The sequence below is a fragment of the Streptomyces sp. DSM 110735 genome (genome assembly GCF_016482685.1).
Classification (GTDB): Bacteria; Actinomycetota; Actinomycetes; order Streptomycetales; family Streptomycetaceae; genus Streptomyces.
The window spans coordinates 56,510-71,362 of record NZ_JACYHF010000014.1 but is presented as its reverse complement, the minus strand read 5'-3'; the positions used below and the strand labels follow the sequence as shown (position 1 = coordinate 71,362).

Below are 14,853 nucleotides of genomic sequence, written 5' to 3'. Positions count from 1 at the left end.
AAACAAGATGAAACACGGGCGGTTTTCGGCGCTGTGACACACCCCACAGCGCGCCCCTTTTTGTCCGTGTTTTTCCCAGGTCAAACCAGGCATATCGCCGACCCGGTCGTACACAACCCGCTGTGCGCCCGTGCATTTACGCATTCGCCTCGCTAAATTCGTGCCGCATGACCGCAGCACCCACAGACCTGATCGTCGACAGACCGGCGGTAACCGATGGAGCCGCCCTCTGGCGTCTCGCCAAGGAATCGAAAACCCTCGACCTGAACTCCTCGTACAGCTATCTGCTGTGGTGCCGGGACTTCGCCGACACCTCGGCGGTGGCACGCGGTAGGGACGGCGAGCCGATCGGTTTCGTGACCGGTTACGTACGGCCCGACCGTCCGCACACCCTGCTCGTCTGGCAGGTGGCCGTCGACGACGCCCACCGGGGGCGCGGGATCGCCGCCGCGCTGCTGGACGGGCTGACCGCCCGGCTGGCCGCCGAGCGGGGGATCACCGGCCTGGAGACCACGATCACGCCCGGGAACACCGCCTCCGAGCGGCTGTTCACCTCGTTCGCCGCCCGGCACGGCATCGAGCCGGAGCGGGAGACGCTGTTCCCCGCCGAGCTGTTCCCGGACGGTCCGCACGACCCCGAAGTCCTGTACCGCATAGGCCCGTTGACGCACACCCCGGCCCACTGAACGCCGCACCGAGGAGCGAATCACCGTGACCATCACCCAGCCCGACCTGAGCGTGTTCGAGACCGTCGAGTCCGAGGTGCGCAGCTACTGCCGCGGCTGGCCCACCGTGTTCGACACCGCGCGGGGCAGCCGGATGTACGACGAGGACGGCCGCGCCTGGCTCGACTTCTTCGCCGGCGCCGGATCGCTCAACTACGGCCACAACAACCCCGTTCTCAAACGGGCGTTGATCGACTATCTGGCCCGGGACGGCGTGACCCACGGACTGGACATGTCGACCGTGGCCAAGCGGTCGTTCCTGCGCACCTTCCAGGAACTGGTCCTCGGCCCGCGCGAGTTGCCGTACAAGGTCATGTTCCCGGGGCCGACCGGCACCAACGCGGTGGAGTCCGCGCTGAAGCTGGCCCGGAAGGTGAAGGGGCGCGAGGCGATCGTGTCGTTCACCAACGCGTTCCACGGCATGTCGCTGGGTTCGCTCGCGGTCACCGGCAACGCCTTCAAGCGCGCCGGGGCGGGCATTCCGCTGGTGCACGGCACGCCGATGCCGTTCGACAACTACTTCGACGGGCAGGTCCCGGACTTCCTGTGGTTCGAACGGCTCCTTGAGGACCAGGGGTCGGGTCTGAACAAGCCCGCCGCGGTGATCGTGGAGACCGTGCAGGGCGAGGGCGGCATCAACGTCGCCCGGCCCGAATGGCTGCGCGCGCTCAAGGAGTTGTGCGAGCGGCAGGACATGCTGCTCATCGTCGACGACATCCAGATGGGCTGCGGGCGCACGGGCGCGTTCTTCTCCTTCGAGGAGGCGGGCATCGTCCCCGACATCGTCACGGTGTCCAAGTCCATCAGCGGCTACGGGCTGCCGATGTCGCTGTGCCTGTTCAAGCCGGAGCTGGACATCTGGGAGCCGGGCGAGCACAACGGCACCTTCCGCGGCAACAACCCGGCGTTCGTCACCGCGACCGCCGCGCTGGAGACGTACTGGGCCGACGGCGCCGCCATGGAGAAGCAGACCCGCGCCCGGGGCGAGCGCGTCGAGCGGGAACTGGTCTCCATAGCCGAGGAGAACCCCGCCGCGGTGAAGGACTACCGGGGGCGCGGTCTGGTCTGGGGTCTGGAGTTCCACGACAAGGAGCGGGCCGGCCGGGTCGCCGCCCGCGCCTTCGAACTCGGGCTGCTCATCGAGACGTCGGGTCCCGAGAGCGAGGTCGTCAAGCTGCTGCCCGCGCTCACGATCACCCCGGAGGAGCTGGACGAGGGCATGAGCATCCTCGCCCGGGCCGTCCGCGAGACCGCCTGACGCCCGGGCCGTCCGGAACCCCGACCGTCCGGCACCCCGACCGTCCGGCGCCCTGACCGCCTGACCACGAGACCGCCGCCGACACGGAAGCAACAGGAGGCACCCACCCGTGATCGTCCGATCGTTCAAGGACATCGAGGACACCGACCGCCACGTCCGGGCCAGGTCCGGCACCTGGGAGAGCAAGCGGATCGTGCTCGCCAAGGAGCGCGTCGGCTTCTCCCTGCACGAGACCGTCCTGTACGCCGGGACCGAGACGTCGATGTGGTACGCGAACCACATCGAGGCCGTCGTCTGCACCGAGGGCGAGGCCGAACTGACCGACCACGAGACCGGGGAGACCTACACGATCACCCCCGGCACGATGTACCTCCTCGACGGGCACGAGCGGCACACGCTGCGCGTCAAGGAGGACTTCCGCTGCCTCTGCGTGTTCAACCCGCCGGTGACCGGACGGGAGGACCACGACGAGAACGGCGTCTACCCCCTGCTCACCGAACCCGAGGAGGTGTGATCCCATGACCACGACCCCCACCGCGCCCGTCACCGATCTCTACCCCACCCGCGGCACCGCCGAGGTGGCCGTCCCGCGCAAGGACCCGGTCGTCTGGAGCGCCCCCGGCGCCTACGGCCCGATCCCCACCGCCGACCTGGAGGGGTACGAGCGCGACGGCTTCCTGGGCGTGGACCAGCTCATCACCCCCGCCGAGGTCGAGGTGTACCGGCGTGAGCTGGAGCGGCTGGTCGCCGACCCGGTGATCCGGGCCGACGACCGGGCGATCGTGGAGCCCCGCTCGAAGGAGATCCGCTCGGTCTTCGAGGTCCACCGGCTCAGCGAGCTGTTCGCGAACCTGGTGAGCGACGAGCGCGTGGTCGGCCGGGCGCGGCAGATCCTCGGCTCGGACGTGTACGTCCACCAGTCCCGGATCAACGTCAAGCCCGGGTTCGGCGCGAGCGGCTTCTACTGGCACTCGGACTTCGAGACCTGGCACGCCGAGGACGGGCTGCCCCGGATGCGCACGGTGTCGGTCTCGATCGCGCTGACCGAGAACCACGACACCAACGGCGGCCTGATGATCATGCCGGGCTCGCACCGGACGTTCCTGGGCTGTGCGGGCGCGACGCCCGAGGACAACTACCGGAAGTCGCTCCAGATGCAGGACGCGGGCACCCCGTCCGACGAGGCGCTCACCCGGATGGCGGGCGAGCACGGCATCCGCCTGTTCACCGGCAAGCCGGGCTCGGCGACCTGGTTCGACTGCAACTGCATGCACGGCTCCGGCGACAACATCACGCCCTTCCCGCGCAGCAACGTCTTCATCGTGTTCAACAGCGTGGAGAACACGGCGGTGGAGCCGTTCGCGGCGCCGGTGCGCAGGCCGGAGTACATCGGGGCGCGGGACTTCGCGCCGGTGCGGTGATGTCTGTGCTGCCGGGGGTCCGGGGGTCGTCCCCCGGAGGATGCGGCATCGGGGCGCGGGACTTCACGCCCGTGCACTAGCCGCACACCTCGAACCCCGGGCCGGGGCCTCCTTGTTGTGGGACGGGAGGCTCCGGCCCGGTCATGTACTCGCGCGTTCAGCCGGACAGCGCGTCCAGCAGCCGGTCCACGTCCGCCTCGGTGTTGTAGAGGTGGAAGGCGGCGCGCAGGTTGCCCGCCCGTGCGGAGACCTCGATGCCCGCGCGGCTCAACTCCTCCTGCCGGACGCCGAGTCCGGGTACGGAGACGATCGCGGAGCCGGGTGAGGGCAGCGGCTCGTGACCGAGGGCGGCAAGTCCCGCGCGGTAGCGGTCGGCCAGCGCCGTGTCGTGGGCGTGGATCGCGGACACGCCCACTTCCTCGACCAGTTCGAGGGAGCGGCGCAGTCCCGCGTAGCCGAACAGGGCGTGGGTGAGGTCGAACCGCCGCGCGGAGTGGGCGAGTTCGGTGACCGGACCGTAGCAACTGTCCCAGGGGCGTTCGCCCGCGACCCAGCCGGCGAGCAGCGGGGTGAGACCGCCGAAGTCCTCGGGCAGGACGAGGAAGGCGATGCCGTGCGGGCCGAGCAGCCACTTGTAGGCGACGGAGGCACTGAAGTCCCACTCCCCCGCGTCCATCGGGAGCCAGCCCGCGGCCTGGGAGAAGTCGACGTAGGTGCGGGCGCCGTGCGCGTGGGCTGCCTCGCGCAGTGCGGGCAGGTCGGCGATCCGTCCGTCGGCGGACTGCGCGGCGCTGACCGCGACCAGGTCGGTCTCCGGGCGGACGGACTCCGCGATGCGCTCGACGGGCACCGCGCGCACCTTGAGGTCGCCGCGGACGTGGAACGGGTTGAGCACGGAGGTGAAGTCGCCCTCGGCGGTGAGGACTTCGGCGCCCGGCGGGAGCGACGCGGCGATCACCCCGGTGTGCGCGGCGACCGAGGCGCCCGCCGCGACGCGCTCGGCGGGGACGTGGGCGAGCCGGGCGAAGGCGGCCCGGCACTCCTCCACGTCCTCGAAGAGCGCGGTCAGCGGGCGGCCCTGCGCCCGCAGCAGCGCCGCCTCGTGCAGGGCGGTGACGGTGCGGGCGGGCAGCAGGGAGCTGCTCGCCGTGTTGAGGTAGGTGCCTACGGGGGTGAACTCGGCGCGGACGAGGCTGTCGAACGTCTCCGTGGTCTCCATGGATCCACTGTGCGTCCACGGGGAGTCACCGTCCATTGCGCGTTTTTACGCGGTGCCTCTCAGCGATCCTTATGGATCGGCTCCCACCTGCGGTTTTCTACTGCTGCGGCACCGCGCACCCGTCCGGGCCGCAGGTGTCGGCGTCGTCCTGCCCGAGCACGGTGAGCGGGGAGCGCGCGTCCCACGCCTGGGTGAGCGCCCGGGTGAAGACCTCGGCGGGCTGGGCGCCGGAGACGCCGTAGGCGCGGTCGAGGACGAAGAAGGGAACGCCGTTGGCGCCGAGCTGAGCCGCCTCGCGCTCGTCGGCGCGGACCTCGTCGGCGTAGGCGGTGGGGTCGGCGAGGACCGCGCGGGCTGCCTCGGGGTCCAGACCCGCCTGCCCGGCCAGCTCCACCAGGCGCTCGTCGCCCTCGGTGAAGACGGACCGCTCCTCGGCGAAGTTGGCGCGGTACAGCAGTCCGATCAGCTCGTCCTGCCTGCCCTGCTCCTTGGCGAAGTGCAGCAGGCGGTGCATGTCGAAGGTGTTGCCGTGGTCGCGTCCCCGGGTGCGGTAGGGCAGTCCCTCGGCGGCTGCCTGGGCGCCGAGGTTGTCCTCGCCCGCCTCGGCCTGGGCCTCGCTCATGCCGTACTTCTTGGTGAGCATGGTGAGCACGGGCTGGACGTCGCCCTTGGCGCGGCCGGGGTCCAGTTCGAAGGAGCGGTGCACGACCTCGACGTCGTCGCGGTGCGGGAAGGCAGCGAGCGCCTTCTCGAAGCGTGCCTTTCCTACGTAGCACCACGGGCAGGCGATGTCGCTCCAGATCTCGACGCGCATTCTTCGGGCTCTCTTCGGTTCGTACCGGGTGAGGGATCTCCCCACCCGGTACGTGAACCTTCAAGCAGCCGGGTTCATTCCCCGGGCGCGCTCCAGCGCAGGAAGAGGTGGTGGTCGCCCTCGGCGGGCGGGTTCTCGGGGTCGGGCACCCAGCCCTGGCGGGCGTAGAAGTCCTGGGCGCGCCGGTTGTCCACGTGCACGTCGAGTACGGCGACCCGTCTGCCGTCGGCCAGCCAGTGCTCCACGCAGGCGGCGTGCAGGGCGGTGCCGAGTCCCGCGCGCCAGTGGTCGGGGTCGACGTGGAACTGGAACAGCTTGACCTTGTCCGCGGGCGCGCCCTCCGGGGTGCGGAAGGAGGCGATGGCGACGATCCGGCCGTCCTGGACGCCGCACAGGACCCGTCCGTCGGGCCGCTCGATGGAGGCGCGCCAGGAGTCCGTCCAGTCGAAGTCGGCGGGCGGCAGTCCGCCGGGGTAGTAGGTGGAGCGGGCGCGCTCGTGCAGCGCGGCGATCGTCGCGGCCTCGGCGGGCTCGGCGGGGCGGATCACCAGGGCGCTGTTCGCTCGTTCACTGATCATGCCGGTGAGGACGTGGCACCGGTGGGCGCGGTTGCGTACCGGCGGAACTGGGCGCGGTAGGCGCTCGGGGTCAGTCCGGTGCGGCGCACGACGTGGGCGCGCAGCGAGTCGGCGGTGCCGAGACCGCAGGCGGTGGCGACCTGGTCCATGGGCAGGGTGGTGGTCTCCAGGAGTTCCTTGGCGCGTTCGACGCGCTGGTGCAGCAGCCACTGCAGCGGGCTGACCCCGCTCTCGGCGTGGAAGCGGCGGGTCAGGGTGCGCACGCTGACGCCGGAGTGGCGGGCGAGGTCGGTGAGGGTGAGCGGCTTGTCGAGGTTGCGCATGGCCCAGCCGCGCACGTCGGCGCAGGCGGTGCCGCGCTCGGGCGGCAGCGGGGTGTGCGTGAACTGGGTCTGCCCGCCCGGGCGTACGGGGGCGACCAGGGCGAGCCGGGCGACCTCGTTGGCGACGGCGGCGCCGTAGTCGGTGCGGACGATGTGCAGGCACAGGTCGATTCCGGCGGCGTATCCGCTGGAGGTGAGGAACTGGCCGTCCTCGGTGTAGAGCACGTCGCCCTCGAAGGCGATGGCGGGGTGGCGGCGGCGCATCTCGTCGGCGTGCGCCCAGTAGGTGGTGGCCCGGCGGCCGTCGAGGAGTCCGGCCTTGGCCAGCGAGAAGGCGCCGGTGCAGATGGAGGCGATACGGGTGCCCGCGTCGGCTGCCTCGCGCAGCGCGGCGACCACGCGGAGGTCGGGTTCGTAGGTCTCGCCGGTGCCCGCGACGAGCACGGTGTGCGCCTCGCGCAGCGCCTCCAGACCGTGCGGCACGGTGAGTTCGAGCCCGCCGGAGGTGGCCACCGGACCGGGGTCCGGCGCGCAGACGACGACCTCGTAGCCGCGTCCGCCCGCCACCTCGACCTTGCCGAACAGCAGGTCGGGGATGGCGAGGTTGAACATCGACACGGGCGGGGCGGCGATGACGACGACACGGATCATGGCCAGAACCTCCGGACGTATGGCAATCAGGCCACTACTGTACGCGCCGCGTCCTCCGCAAGCTGGAGTCATGTCCCTGAACAAGACCCTCAGCCCTCCCCAACCCGTCCTCTCCGAAAGCCCGTTGGAGCAGCGGACGGCGCCCGCTCTCGCCCTGGCCGCCGCTCTGCTCGGCTCCGCGCTGATCACCCTCGACGCCTCGATCGTGAACGTCGCCCTCCCCGCCATCGGCTCGGGGCTCGGCGGCGGACTGCGCGGACTGCAGTGGGTGGTGGACGCCTACACCCTGCCCTTCGCCGCCCTGATGCTCTCCACCGGTGCCTTCGCCGACCGGGCGGGGGCGAGCCGGGCGTACGGCATCGGCATCGCGGTGTTCACGCTGGCGTCGGCGGCGTGCGGCTTCGCGCCGAACCTCGCGGTCCTGACCGCCGCCCGGGTGGCGCAGGGCGCGGCAGCCGCCGTGGTGCTGCCCGCCTCGCTGTCCCTGGTGCGCGAGGCGTACGCGGACGCGGCGCGCCGGGCCAGGGCGGTGGCCGTATGGGCGGCCGGGGGCTCGACCGCGCTGGCCCTGGGTCCGGTGGCGGGCGGCGCGCTGACCACGGCCTGGGGCTGGCGGGGCATCTTCTTCGTCAACCTGCCGGTGGGGGCGGTGGCGCTGGTCCTGCTGCTGCGCGCCCCGCGCTCGACGCGCCGGCCCGCCCCGCTGGACCTGCCCGGACAGACCGCTGCCGCGCTCGCCCTGACCGGTGTGACCTTCGCGGTGATCGAGGGCGGTACGACCGGCATGGTGGCGCTCGCGGTGGCGGTGGTCGCGGCGGCGGTGTTCGTGCGGGTGGAGACGCGGCGGGCGCATCCGGTGGTCCCGCTGGGGATGTTCCGCGACCGGGCGGTGCGCGCGGCGGTCGCGGCGGGGGCGGCGTGCAGCGTGGCGTTCTACGGCGTCCTGTTCGTCTTCTCGCTCTTCTTCCAGCAGGTGCAGGGTCGTTCGGCGCTGTACGCCGGGCTGATGTTCCTGCCGATGACCGGCGTGATCGCGGTGACGAACCTGGTCTCGGGCAAGCTGACCGGGCGCTACGGTCCCCGGGTGCCGATGACCGCGGGTCTCGCGCTCTCCGTGGTGGGCGTGCTGGGGCTGCTCGGGGTCGGCACGTCGACGCCGACCGTCGCAGCCGCGCTGCTGCTGGTGCCGCTGGCGCTCGGCTGCGCGCTGGCCATCCCGGCGCTGACCGCCGTGATGCTGGACGCGGTGCCCGCCGGGCGGTCCGGGCTCGCGGCGGGCGTGCTCAACGCGGCGCGGCAGGTGTCCGGCGGGCTCGGCATCGCGGTGTTCGGGGCGCTGATGGCGGGCGGCTTCGTGACGGGGCTGCGCATGGGCCTGGCCGTCTGCGTGGCCGCGCTGCTCGTGGCCCTCGCGCTCAGCTTCCGTCTCGCAGGTCGTCCGGCCACCGGGGTCTGAACTCCAGGCGGTCGTAGGTGACCACACAGCCCGCGCCGAGCGGCGACTGGGTCATGAAGCCGACCAGGGCGTTCGACGTCTCCTTCTCGTCGCCCAGGGTGAACAGGCGGACGAAGGTCCAGCGTTCACCGTCGCGGGAGGCGTGGAAGGCGAGGGCGCGACCGGTGCGGCTCAGCCGGAGCCAGACGGAACTGCCGCTCACGGTGAAGGAGTTGGCGTCGTCGGAGTGTCCCCGGGTGACGACCGTGCAGACGGTGGCCACGTCCGGGGAGTACTCCAGGCAGAGCTTGGCCCAGGCGCGGTCGCCGACGTGGACGTAGAGCGCCCCGGCGTCGAAGGAGGCGTTGAAACCGACGGTGACCCGGGCGATCAACTGGAAGTCGCCCTCGGGCGATCCGAGCAGCCGGGGCGCGTCGGTGGCGGGGTCCAGAGCCTCCCCGGTCGGGGTGACGAACCGGTCCTGGCGGGGTCCGGCCCAGCCGGTGAGCACGCCGTCCTCGTGGGACCAGTCGCCGTCGGGTCCGTAGGTCCGCAAGGGGAAAGGGAGTTCGGGAAGGGCTATGTCCATCCGGGGATTCTCGCAGGGGGCGGGGCGCGGACCGGGGTGTTCCGCCCCCTTCACAGGGGCGGTTCACCCGGCGGGCGTTCAGCGTTCCAGTACGCCGTCGCAACGGCGGGGCAGACCCAGCGGGTTGTCGTCCCGCAGCTCCGGCGGAAGCAGCGGCGCGGGGGTGTTCTGGTACGCCACCGGGCGCAGCCACCGCTCGATCGCCGTGCCACCCACCGAGGTCGAGGTGGAGGTGGTCGCCGGGTAGGGACCACCGTGGTGCTGGGCCGGGGCGACGGCGACGCCGGTCGGCCAGCCGTCGACCACCAACCTGCCCGCCAGCGGGATGAGTCGGGCGAGCAGCTCGGTCGCGTCCCCCTCGCCCGCCGCCTCCGCCGAGGACAGATGGACGGTGGCCGTGAGACTGCCGGGCAACCGGGCGAGGACGGAAGTCAGTTGGTCCTCGTCGTCGTAGCGTGCCACCACGGTGACCGGTCCGAAGCACTCCTCCAGGAGCAAGTCGTGGGAGGCGCCGGTCAGTTCGGTCGCCGGGACGGTGAGGAAACCCGCGCTGACCGTGTGCGGACCGCCCGCGCCCGGGGTGAGCGGTGACTCGACGCCGGGCAGCGCCGCGCGTTCGGCGACACCCGCGACGAAGGCGTCCCGCATCCGGGGGTCGAGCATCACGCCGGAGTCGGTGTCGCTCACCGCGTCCACGAGCGCCTTGACCACGCCGTCGCCGGACGTGTCCGAAGGCACCAGCACCAGTCCGGGCTTGACGCAGAACTGGCCGACGCCGAGCGTCATGGACCCGGCGAGACCCAGTCCGATCTCGTCGCCGCGCTCGGCGGCGGCCGCCTCGGTCACCACGACCGGGTTCAGCGAGCCGAGTTCGCCGTGGAAGGGGATCGGCACCGGGCGGGCGGCGGCGGCGTCGAACAGCGCCCGGCCGCCGCGCACCGAGCCGGTGAACCCGGCGGCGGCGAGCAGCGGATGCCGGATCAGCTCCACGCCCGCGTCGAAGCCGTGCACCAGTCCGACGACAGCCTCGGGGAGACCGTGCGCGGCGGCGGCGCGGCGCAGCACCTTGGCGACCAGCTCGGACAGCGCCGGATGGTCGGGGTGGGCCTTGACGACGACCGGGCAGCCCGCGGCGAGCGCGCTCGCGGTGTCGCCGCCCGCGACGGAGAAGGCGAAGGGGAAGTTGGAGGCGGCGTAGACGGCCGCGACCCCGAGCGGGATCTTCATCCGGCGCAGGTCGGGGACCGGCGGGACGGCGGCGGGGTCGGGGTGGTCGATCACCACGTCCAGGAAGGCACCCTCGGCCACGATGCCCGCGAACGCCCGCAACTGATAGGCGGTGCGCGCGAGTTCACCGGTGAGCCGGACGGGTCCGAGGGCGCTCTCGGCGTCGGCGACCTCGATCAAGAGGTCCCGTACCGACTCCAGGCCGTCCGCCGCCGTGCGCAGGAAGGCGGCGCGGACCGTGCGGTCGGCGAGACTGCCGCGCGCGGCGTGCGCCGCCCGGACGGTCGCGTCGACCTCCTCGGCCGTTGCCTCCACCGCCACTTGCTCCCGCCGCTTCCCGGTGCGCGGGTCGACGCTCCACACTGGTGCTGCTGCCACCGCGGGTACCTCCAGACAACGCCGTACGGTCGAGGTCGCTCATCAGCCGTGTTCGCTATATTGAACGCCGTCTTCGATGGTGAACCGGCAGTGCGGAGTCTAGGGCTCCGGGTCCTCGGACTTCCAGGTCGCCGTCGGACGAAGTCGAACGAGATCGAACGACGCCGAACCGGACCCGGCGCGAGCACGCGGGACCGGACGAGGGCGAGCGAAGGAGCCGGGGGCGATGTCGGCAGCGGAGGCGGGCGGCGGGGCGCAGGTGAAGTCCGCGGTGCGGACGGTGGAACTCCTCGAGTACTTCGCCGGGCGCCCCGGGATGCACTCCCTCGCGGATGTGCAGGAGTCGGTCGGCTACCCCAAGTCCAGCCTGTACATGCTGCTGCGCACGCTGGTGGAGCTGGGCTGGGTGGAGACGGACGCGACCGGCACCCGGTACGGCATCGGGGTGCGCGCGCTGCTGGTCGGCACCGCGTACATCGACGGCGACGAGGTGGTCGCCGCCGCCCGCCCCACCCTGGACCGCCTCGCGGACGACACCACGGAGACCATCCACCTGGCCCGGCTCGACGGCACCGACGTGGTCTACCTCGCCACCCGCCAGTCGCAGCACTATCTGCGCCCCTTCACCCGCGTCGGGCGCCGGCTGCCCGCGCACGCGACCTCGCTCGGCAAGGCGCTGCTCGCCACGCACACCGACGAGCAGGTGCGGGCGCTGCTGCCGCGCGAGCTGCCCGCGCTCACCGAGCACACGGTCACCGACCGCGAGAGGCTCATCGAGGAGCTGCACCGCATCCGCGAGCAGGGCTTCGCCGTGGACCGCGAGGAGAACACGCTCGGGCTGCGCTGCTTCGGGGTCGCGGTCCCGTACCGGACCCCCGCGCGGGACGCCGTGAGCTGCTCGGTCCCGGTGGCGCGGCTGACGGACGCCCACGAGCAGACGATCAAGGACGCGCTGTTCGACGCGCGGGAGCGGCTGACGCTGGCGACGCGGCGGCTGTGAGGACAGAGGCTGTGAACAGGGTCAACAGGCGCATCGGCGTTTGACCGTGCCCCACAGCCGCCTGAGCGTTCCGTGAGAAACACAAACGGAGGGGAACGTTCCGATCTGATCGGTCGTCTGTCCGAGCGGGATGAACAAGACGATCAGACACGCGTCCGTCTTCGCACTGCTGCTCGTCCTGGGGCTGCTGCTCCGGGCGACCTGGGTGCAGTTCTACGAAGGCAAGGCGCTCGCGGACGACAACGACAACCGCCGCAACGCGATCGCGACGTACTCGCGCCCGCTCGGGGACATCATCGTGGCCGGTAAGGCGGTCACGGGCTCGGCACGCACCAAGGGCGACCTCGCCTACAAGCGCTCCTACAAGGACGGCGAGCTGTACGCCGCGGTGACGGGCTACGCCTCGCAGGCGTACGCCCCGACCCAGTTGGAGGGCGTCTACGCCGACCTGCTCAACGGCACCGACAACCGGCTGACCACAATGATGGACACCGTCACCGGTCGGCGCCCCGATCCCGGTGACGTGGTCACGACCATCGACCCGGACGTGCAGAAGGCGGGGTACGCGGCGCTGGGCGACAAGAAGGGCGGCGCCGTCGCGATCGACCCGAAGACCGGGAAGATCCTCGCGATGGTCTCCACCCCGTCCTACGACCCCGGGCAGCTCACGGACGCGAACACGGCGGGCTCCGCCTGGGTGCGGCTCACCAAGGACCCGGACAAGCCGCTGAACAACCGCGCGATGCGCCAGCCGCTGCCGCCGGGCTCGACCTTCAAGCTGGTCGTGGCCTCGGCGGCGCTGGAGGACGGGCTGTACTCGGACGTGGACCAGCGCACGGACAGCCCGGCGCCGTACATCATGCCGGGCACCAGCCGCCCGCTGCCGAACGAGAGCGCCTCGGCGCCGTGCGAGAACGCCTCGATCCGGGTCGCGCTCCAGTACTCCTGCAACAACGTCTTCGGCAAGCTGGCCGTGGACCTCGGGCAGGACAAGGTGCGGGCGATGGCCGAGAAGTTCGGCTTCAACAGCGAGAAGCTGGACGTTCCGGCGCGGGCGTACACCAGCGTGTACCCGTCGAAGATGGACAAGGCGCAGACCGCGCTCTCCGGCATCGGACAGTTCGACGTGACCGCCACCCCGCTCCAGATGGCCATGGTGTCGGCCGCCATGGCCAACGACGGCAAGCTGGTGTCCCCCCATATGGTGTCCCAGCTCACCAGCGGCGACGGCGACCTGCTGAAGGACTATGACGGGGACGCCGGGACCAAGCGGATCGTCAGCTCCCGTACGGCCGAGCAGTTGCGCTCCGCGATGGAGACGGTCGTCCGCGACGGCACCGGGCGCAACGCCCTGATCGACGGCGTGACGGTCGGCGGCAAGACGGGCACCGCGCAGCACGGCGAGAACAACAGCGGTACGCCGTACGCCTGGTTCACCTCGTACGGCAAGTCGGACACCACCGGCAAGGAGGTGGCCGTCGCGGTGATGGTCGAGCAGTCGAACGCGGCGCGGGGTGAGGTCAGCGGCAACGGGCTCGCGGCTCCGGTGGCGCGGGCGATGATGGCGGCGGCGCTGAAGTAGGCGTCCGCGGACGGGCGGGGGCGGCCGGTGTCGCGTGCACCGGCCGCCCCCGTGCGCGTACGGCTCGGCTCACTGCACGCCGAGGAGCTGCTCCACCGGGTCGATCGCGAAGTAGACCAGGAACAGCGCCGAGACCGCCCACAGCAGCCAGTTGACCTCCTTCGCCTTGCCCACGACCGCCTTGATGACGACGTAGGCGAGGAAGCCCGCGCCGATGCCGTCGGTGATGGAGTAGGTGAAGGGCATCGCGGCGATGGTGAGGAATGCCGGGACGGCGATCTCGTAGTCGTCCCAGTCGATGTGCTTGACGTGGGTCATCATCAGGAAGCCCACCGCGATCAGCGCGGGCGCCGCCGCCTGGAGCGGGACGATGGTGAGCAGCGGGGTGAGGAAGAGCGCGAGTCCGAAGAGACCGCCGGTGATCACGTTGGCGAAGCCGGTGCGGGCGCCCTCGCCGACCCCGGCGGCGGACTCGATGTAGGCGGTGTTGGAGGAGGCGGAGCCGACACCGCCCGCGACGGCCGCGGCGCCGTCGATGAACAGCACCCGTCCGATGCCGGGCACCTTGCCCCGCTCGTCCAGGAGTCCGGCCTCGGCGCTGATGCCGACGATGGTGCCCATGGCGTCGAAGAAGTCGGACAGCACGAGGGTGAAGACCAGCAGGACGGCGGTCAGCACGCCCGCCTTGGCGAACCCGCCGAACAGGTCGAAGTGTCCGACGAGCCCGAAGTCCGGCGCGGCGACGACGCTGTCAGGGACCTTCGGGGTGGTCAGTCCCCAGCTCTTCACGTCCGCGACCGCGTTGACGACGATCGCGACGACGGTCATCGTGACGATGCTGATGAGGATCGCGCCCTTCACCTTGCGGGCGAGCAGCGCGATGGTGAGCAGGACGCCGATGCAGAAGACGAGCACGGGCCAGCCGGTCAGCCGCCCGGTGGCGCCGAGCTGCACGGGGACCGTGGTGTGGGCGACGTCCGGGATACGGCTGACGAAGCCCGAGTCCACGAGTCCGATGAAGGCGATGAACAGACCGATGCCGACGCCGATGGCCTGTTTGAGCTGCTGCGGGATGGCATTCATGATCGCCTCGCGCAGTCCGGTGAGGACCAGGACGCAGATGACGACGCCCTCGATGACGACCAGACCCATCGCGTCGGACCAGCTCATCAGCGGGGCGAGCTGGAAGGCGACGACGGCGTTGAGACCGAGGCCAGCGGCGATGGCGAGCGGGAGGTTGCCGCCGACGCCCATGATGATCGTCATCACGCAGGCCACGAGGGCGGTGGCGGTGGCGAGTTGGCCGGTGTCGAGGGTGTGCCCGAACTTGTCCTTGGCGCTGCCCAGGATGATCGGGTTGAGCACGAGGATGTAGGCCATGGTGAAGAACGTGGCGACGCCGCCGCGTATCTCACGCCCGAAGCTCGATCCCCGCTCGGATATCCGGAAGTACCGGTCGACACCGTTTCCGGCGGGGGGCGCGGCTCTGCCGGGCTGTGAATCCACCTTCTGCGTCTCGGACATGGGCGTACTCCTCGTCGCGCCGCCGTGGCGGGTGTGTGTGCGGATGCTGGCTGGATTGTTCCCCTGTTCCACCGGTTTCAGGTTTTCCCCGTGTAACGGAATCGGACATGACTCCGGCCCCGGCGGGAG

Annotated in this window: 14 protein-coding genes; 7 read left to right on the top strand and 7 right to left on the bottom strand. The window is 71.3% G+C overall.

Annotation, left to right across the window (positions count from 1 at the left end; all coding sequences use genetic code 11):
• The first annotated feature begins 167 nt into the window (after window positions 1–167).
• The 4 genes from ectA (at window position 168) to thpD (ending at window position 3,404) form a co-directional block, all read left to right on the top strand.
• Window positions 168–686, top strand: coding sequence for a diaminobutyrate acetyltransferase (gene ectA / locus IF655_RS21170; RefSeq protein ID WP_199586577.1), 519 nt, complete (start codon window positions 168–170; stop codon window positions 684–686).
• Between the two features lie 25 nt (window positions 687–711).
• Window positions 712–1,983, top strand: coding sequence for a diaminobutyrate--2-oxoglutarate transaminase (ectB, locus tag IF655_RS21165; RefSeq protein WP_199586576.1), 1,272 nt, complete (start codon window positions 712–714; stop codon window positions 1,981–1,983).
• A gap of 109 nt (window positions 1,984–2,092) precedes the next feature.
• Window positions 2,093–2,497 (top strand): ectoine synthase, encoded by a 405-nt coding sequence (locus IF655_RS21160; protein WP_199586575.1) that lies wholly within the window; start codon window positions 2,093–2,095, stop codon window positions 2,495–2,497.
• 4 nt (window positions 2,498–2,501) lie between these two features.
• Window positions 2,502–3,404, top strand: a complete 903-nt coding sequence (thpD, locus tag IF655_RS21155; RefSeq protein WP_199586574.1) for an ectoine hydroxylase — start codon at window positions 2,502–2,504, stop codon at window positions 3,402–3,404.
• A gap of 157 nt (window positions 3,405–3,561) precedes the next feature.
• Here thpD and IF655_RS21150 read toward each other — a convergent pair whose 3' ends face one another.
• The 4 genes from IF655_RS21150 to IF655_RS21135 all read right to left on the bottom strand — a co-directional run bounded on the left by IF655_RS21150 (window position 3,562) and on the right by IF655_RS21135 (window position 6,989).
• Window positions 3,562–4,623, bottom strand: a complete 1,062-nt coding sequence (locus tag IF655_RS21150) for an aminotransferase class V-fold PLP-dependent enzyme (protein ID WP_199586573.1) — start codon at window positions 4,621–4,623, stop codon at window positions 3,562–3,564.
• 97 nt (window positions 4,624–4,720) lie between these two features.
• Entirely contained in the window at window positions 4,721–5,437 is a 717-nt protein-coding gene (locus tag IF655_RS21145; RefSeq protein ID WP_199586572.1) for a DsbA family oxidoreductase, read from the bottom strand.
• A 74-nt stretch (window positions 5,438–5,511) separates the two neighbouring features.
• On the bottom strand, window positions 5,512–6,015 hold the full coding sequence (locus tag IF655_RS21140; RefSeq protein WP_199586571.1) for a GNAT family N-acetyltransferase: 504 nt from the start codon (window positions 6,013–6,015) through the stop codon (window positions 5,512–5,514).
• Window positions 6,012–6,989 (bottom strand): GlxA family transcriptional regulator, encoded by a 978-nt coding sequence (locus tag IF655_RS21135; RefSeq protein ID WP_199586570.1) that lies wholly within the window; start codon window positions 6,987–6,989, stop codon window positions 6,012–6,014. Before IF655_RS21135 ends, IF655_RS21140 begins: the two co-directional genes overlap by 4 nt.
• 70 nt (window positions 6,990–7,059) lie before the next feature.
• On the opposite strand from IF655_RS21135, the gene IF655_RS21130 reads away from it, so the two are divergent.
• Window positions 7,060–8,445 carry an MFS transporter gene (locus tag IF655_RS21130; protein WP_199586569.1) on the top strand — a complete coding sequence of 462 codons (1,386 nt, stop codon included), beginning with the start codon at window positions 7,060–7,062 and terminating at the stop codon, window positions 8,443–8,445.
• Here the strand turns inward: IF655_RS21130 and IF655_RS21125 are convergent.
• Together IF655_RS21125 and IF655_RS21120 are read right to left on the bottom strand one after the other, a co-directional pair.
• Window positions 8,405–9,013, bottom strand: coding sequence for a DUF1349 domain-containing protein (locus tag IF655_RS21125; RefSeq protein ID WP_199586568.1), 609 nt, complete (start codon window positions 9,011–9,013; stop codon window positions 8,405–8,407). The two genes, IF655_RS21130 and IF655_RS21125, sit on opposite strands and share 41 nt — an antisense overlap.
• 78 nt (window positions 9,014–9,091) lie before the next feature.
• The gene (locus tag IF655_RS21120) at window positions 9,092–10,618 is read right to left on the bottom strand and encodes an aldehyde dehydrogenase (NADP(+)) (protein ID WP_199586567.1); all 1,527 of its coding nucleotides are present in this window, start codon (window positions 10,616–10,618) and stop codon (window positions 9,092–9,094) included.
• 226 nt (window positions 10,619–10,844) lie between these two features.
• Between IF655_RS21120 and IF655_RS21115 the strand changes: the two genes are divergently transcribed.
• Together IF655_RS21115 and IF655_RS21110 are read left to right on the top strand one after the other, a co-directional pair.
• Window positions 10,845–11,618 (top strand): IclR family transcriptional regulator, encoded by a 774-nt coding sequence (locus tag IF655_RS21115; protein ID WP_199586566.1) that lies wholly within the window; start codon window positions 10,845–10,847, stop codon window positions 11,616–11,618.
• A gap of 130 nt (window positions 11,619–11,748) precedes the next feature.
• Window positions 11,749–13,200, top strand: a complete 1,452-nt coding sequence (locus IF655_RS21110; RefSeq protein WP_199586565.1) for a penicillin-binding protein 2 — start codon at window positions 11,749–11,751, stop codon at window positions 13,198–13,200.
• A gap of 69 nt (window positions 13,201–13,269) precedes the next feature.
• Here the strand turns inward: IF655_RS21110 and IF655_RS21105 are convergent, their stop codons facing one another.
• Complete coding sequence (locus IF655_RS21105; protein WP_199586564.1) at window positions 13,270–14,724, bottom strand: NCS2 family permease; 1,455 nt, start codon at window positions 14,722–14,724, stop codon at window positions 13,270–13,272.
• Window positions 14,725–14,853: the final 129 nt, after the last annotated feature.

What these genes read in the sequence shown, in the direction of transcription:
- IF655_RS21110 (WP_199586565.1), top strand. Translation starts at nt 11,749, where the DNA reads ATGAACAAGACGATCAGACACGCGTCCGTCTTCGCACTGCTGCTCGTC.
- ectA (WP_199586577.1), top strand. Translation starts at nt 168, where the DNA reads ATGACCGCAGCACCCACAGACCTGATCGTCGACAGACCGGCGGTAACC.
- IF655_RS21125 (WP_199586568.1), bottom strand. Translation starts at nt 9,013, where the DNA reads ATGGACATAGCCCTTCCCGAACTCCCTTTCCCCTTGCGGACCTACGGA.
- IF655_RS21145 (WP_199586572.1), bottom strand. Translation starts at nt 5,437, where the DNA reads ATGCGCGTCGAGATCTGGAGCGACATCGCCTGCCCGTGGTGCTACGTA.
- IF655_RS21130 (WP_199586569.1), top strand. Translation starts at nt 7,060, where the DNA reads ATGTCCCTGAACAAGACCCTCAGCCCTCCCCAACCCGTCCTCTCCGAA.
- thpD (WP_199586574.1), top strand. Translation starts at nt 2,502, where the DNA reads ATGACCACGACCCCCACCGCGCCCGTCACCGATCTCTACCCCACCCGC.
- IF655_RS21105 (WP_199586564.1), bottom strand. Translation starts at nt 14,724, where the DNA reads ATGTCCGAGACGCAGAAGGTGGATTCACAGCCCGGCAGAGCCGCGCCC.
- IF655_RS21115 (WP_199586566.1), top strand. Translation starts at nt 10,845, where the DNA reads ATGTCGGCAGCGGAGGCGGGCGGCGGGGCGCAGGTGAAGTCCGCGGTG.
- IF655_RS21135 (WP_199586570.1), bottom strand. Translation starts at nt 6,989, where the DNA reads ATGATCCGTGTCGTCGTCATCGCCGCCCCGCCCGTGTCGATGTTCAAC.
- IF655_RS21140 (WP_199586571.1), bottom strand. Translation starts at nt 6,015, where the DNA reads ATGATCAGTGAACGAGCGAACAGCGCCCTGGTGATCCGCCCCGCCGAG.
- IF655_RS21150 (WP_199586573.1), bottom strand. Translation starts at nt 4,623, where the DNA reads ATGGAGACCACGGAGACGTTCGACAGCCTCGTCCGCGCCGAGTTCACC.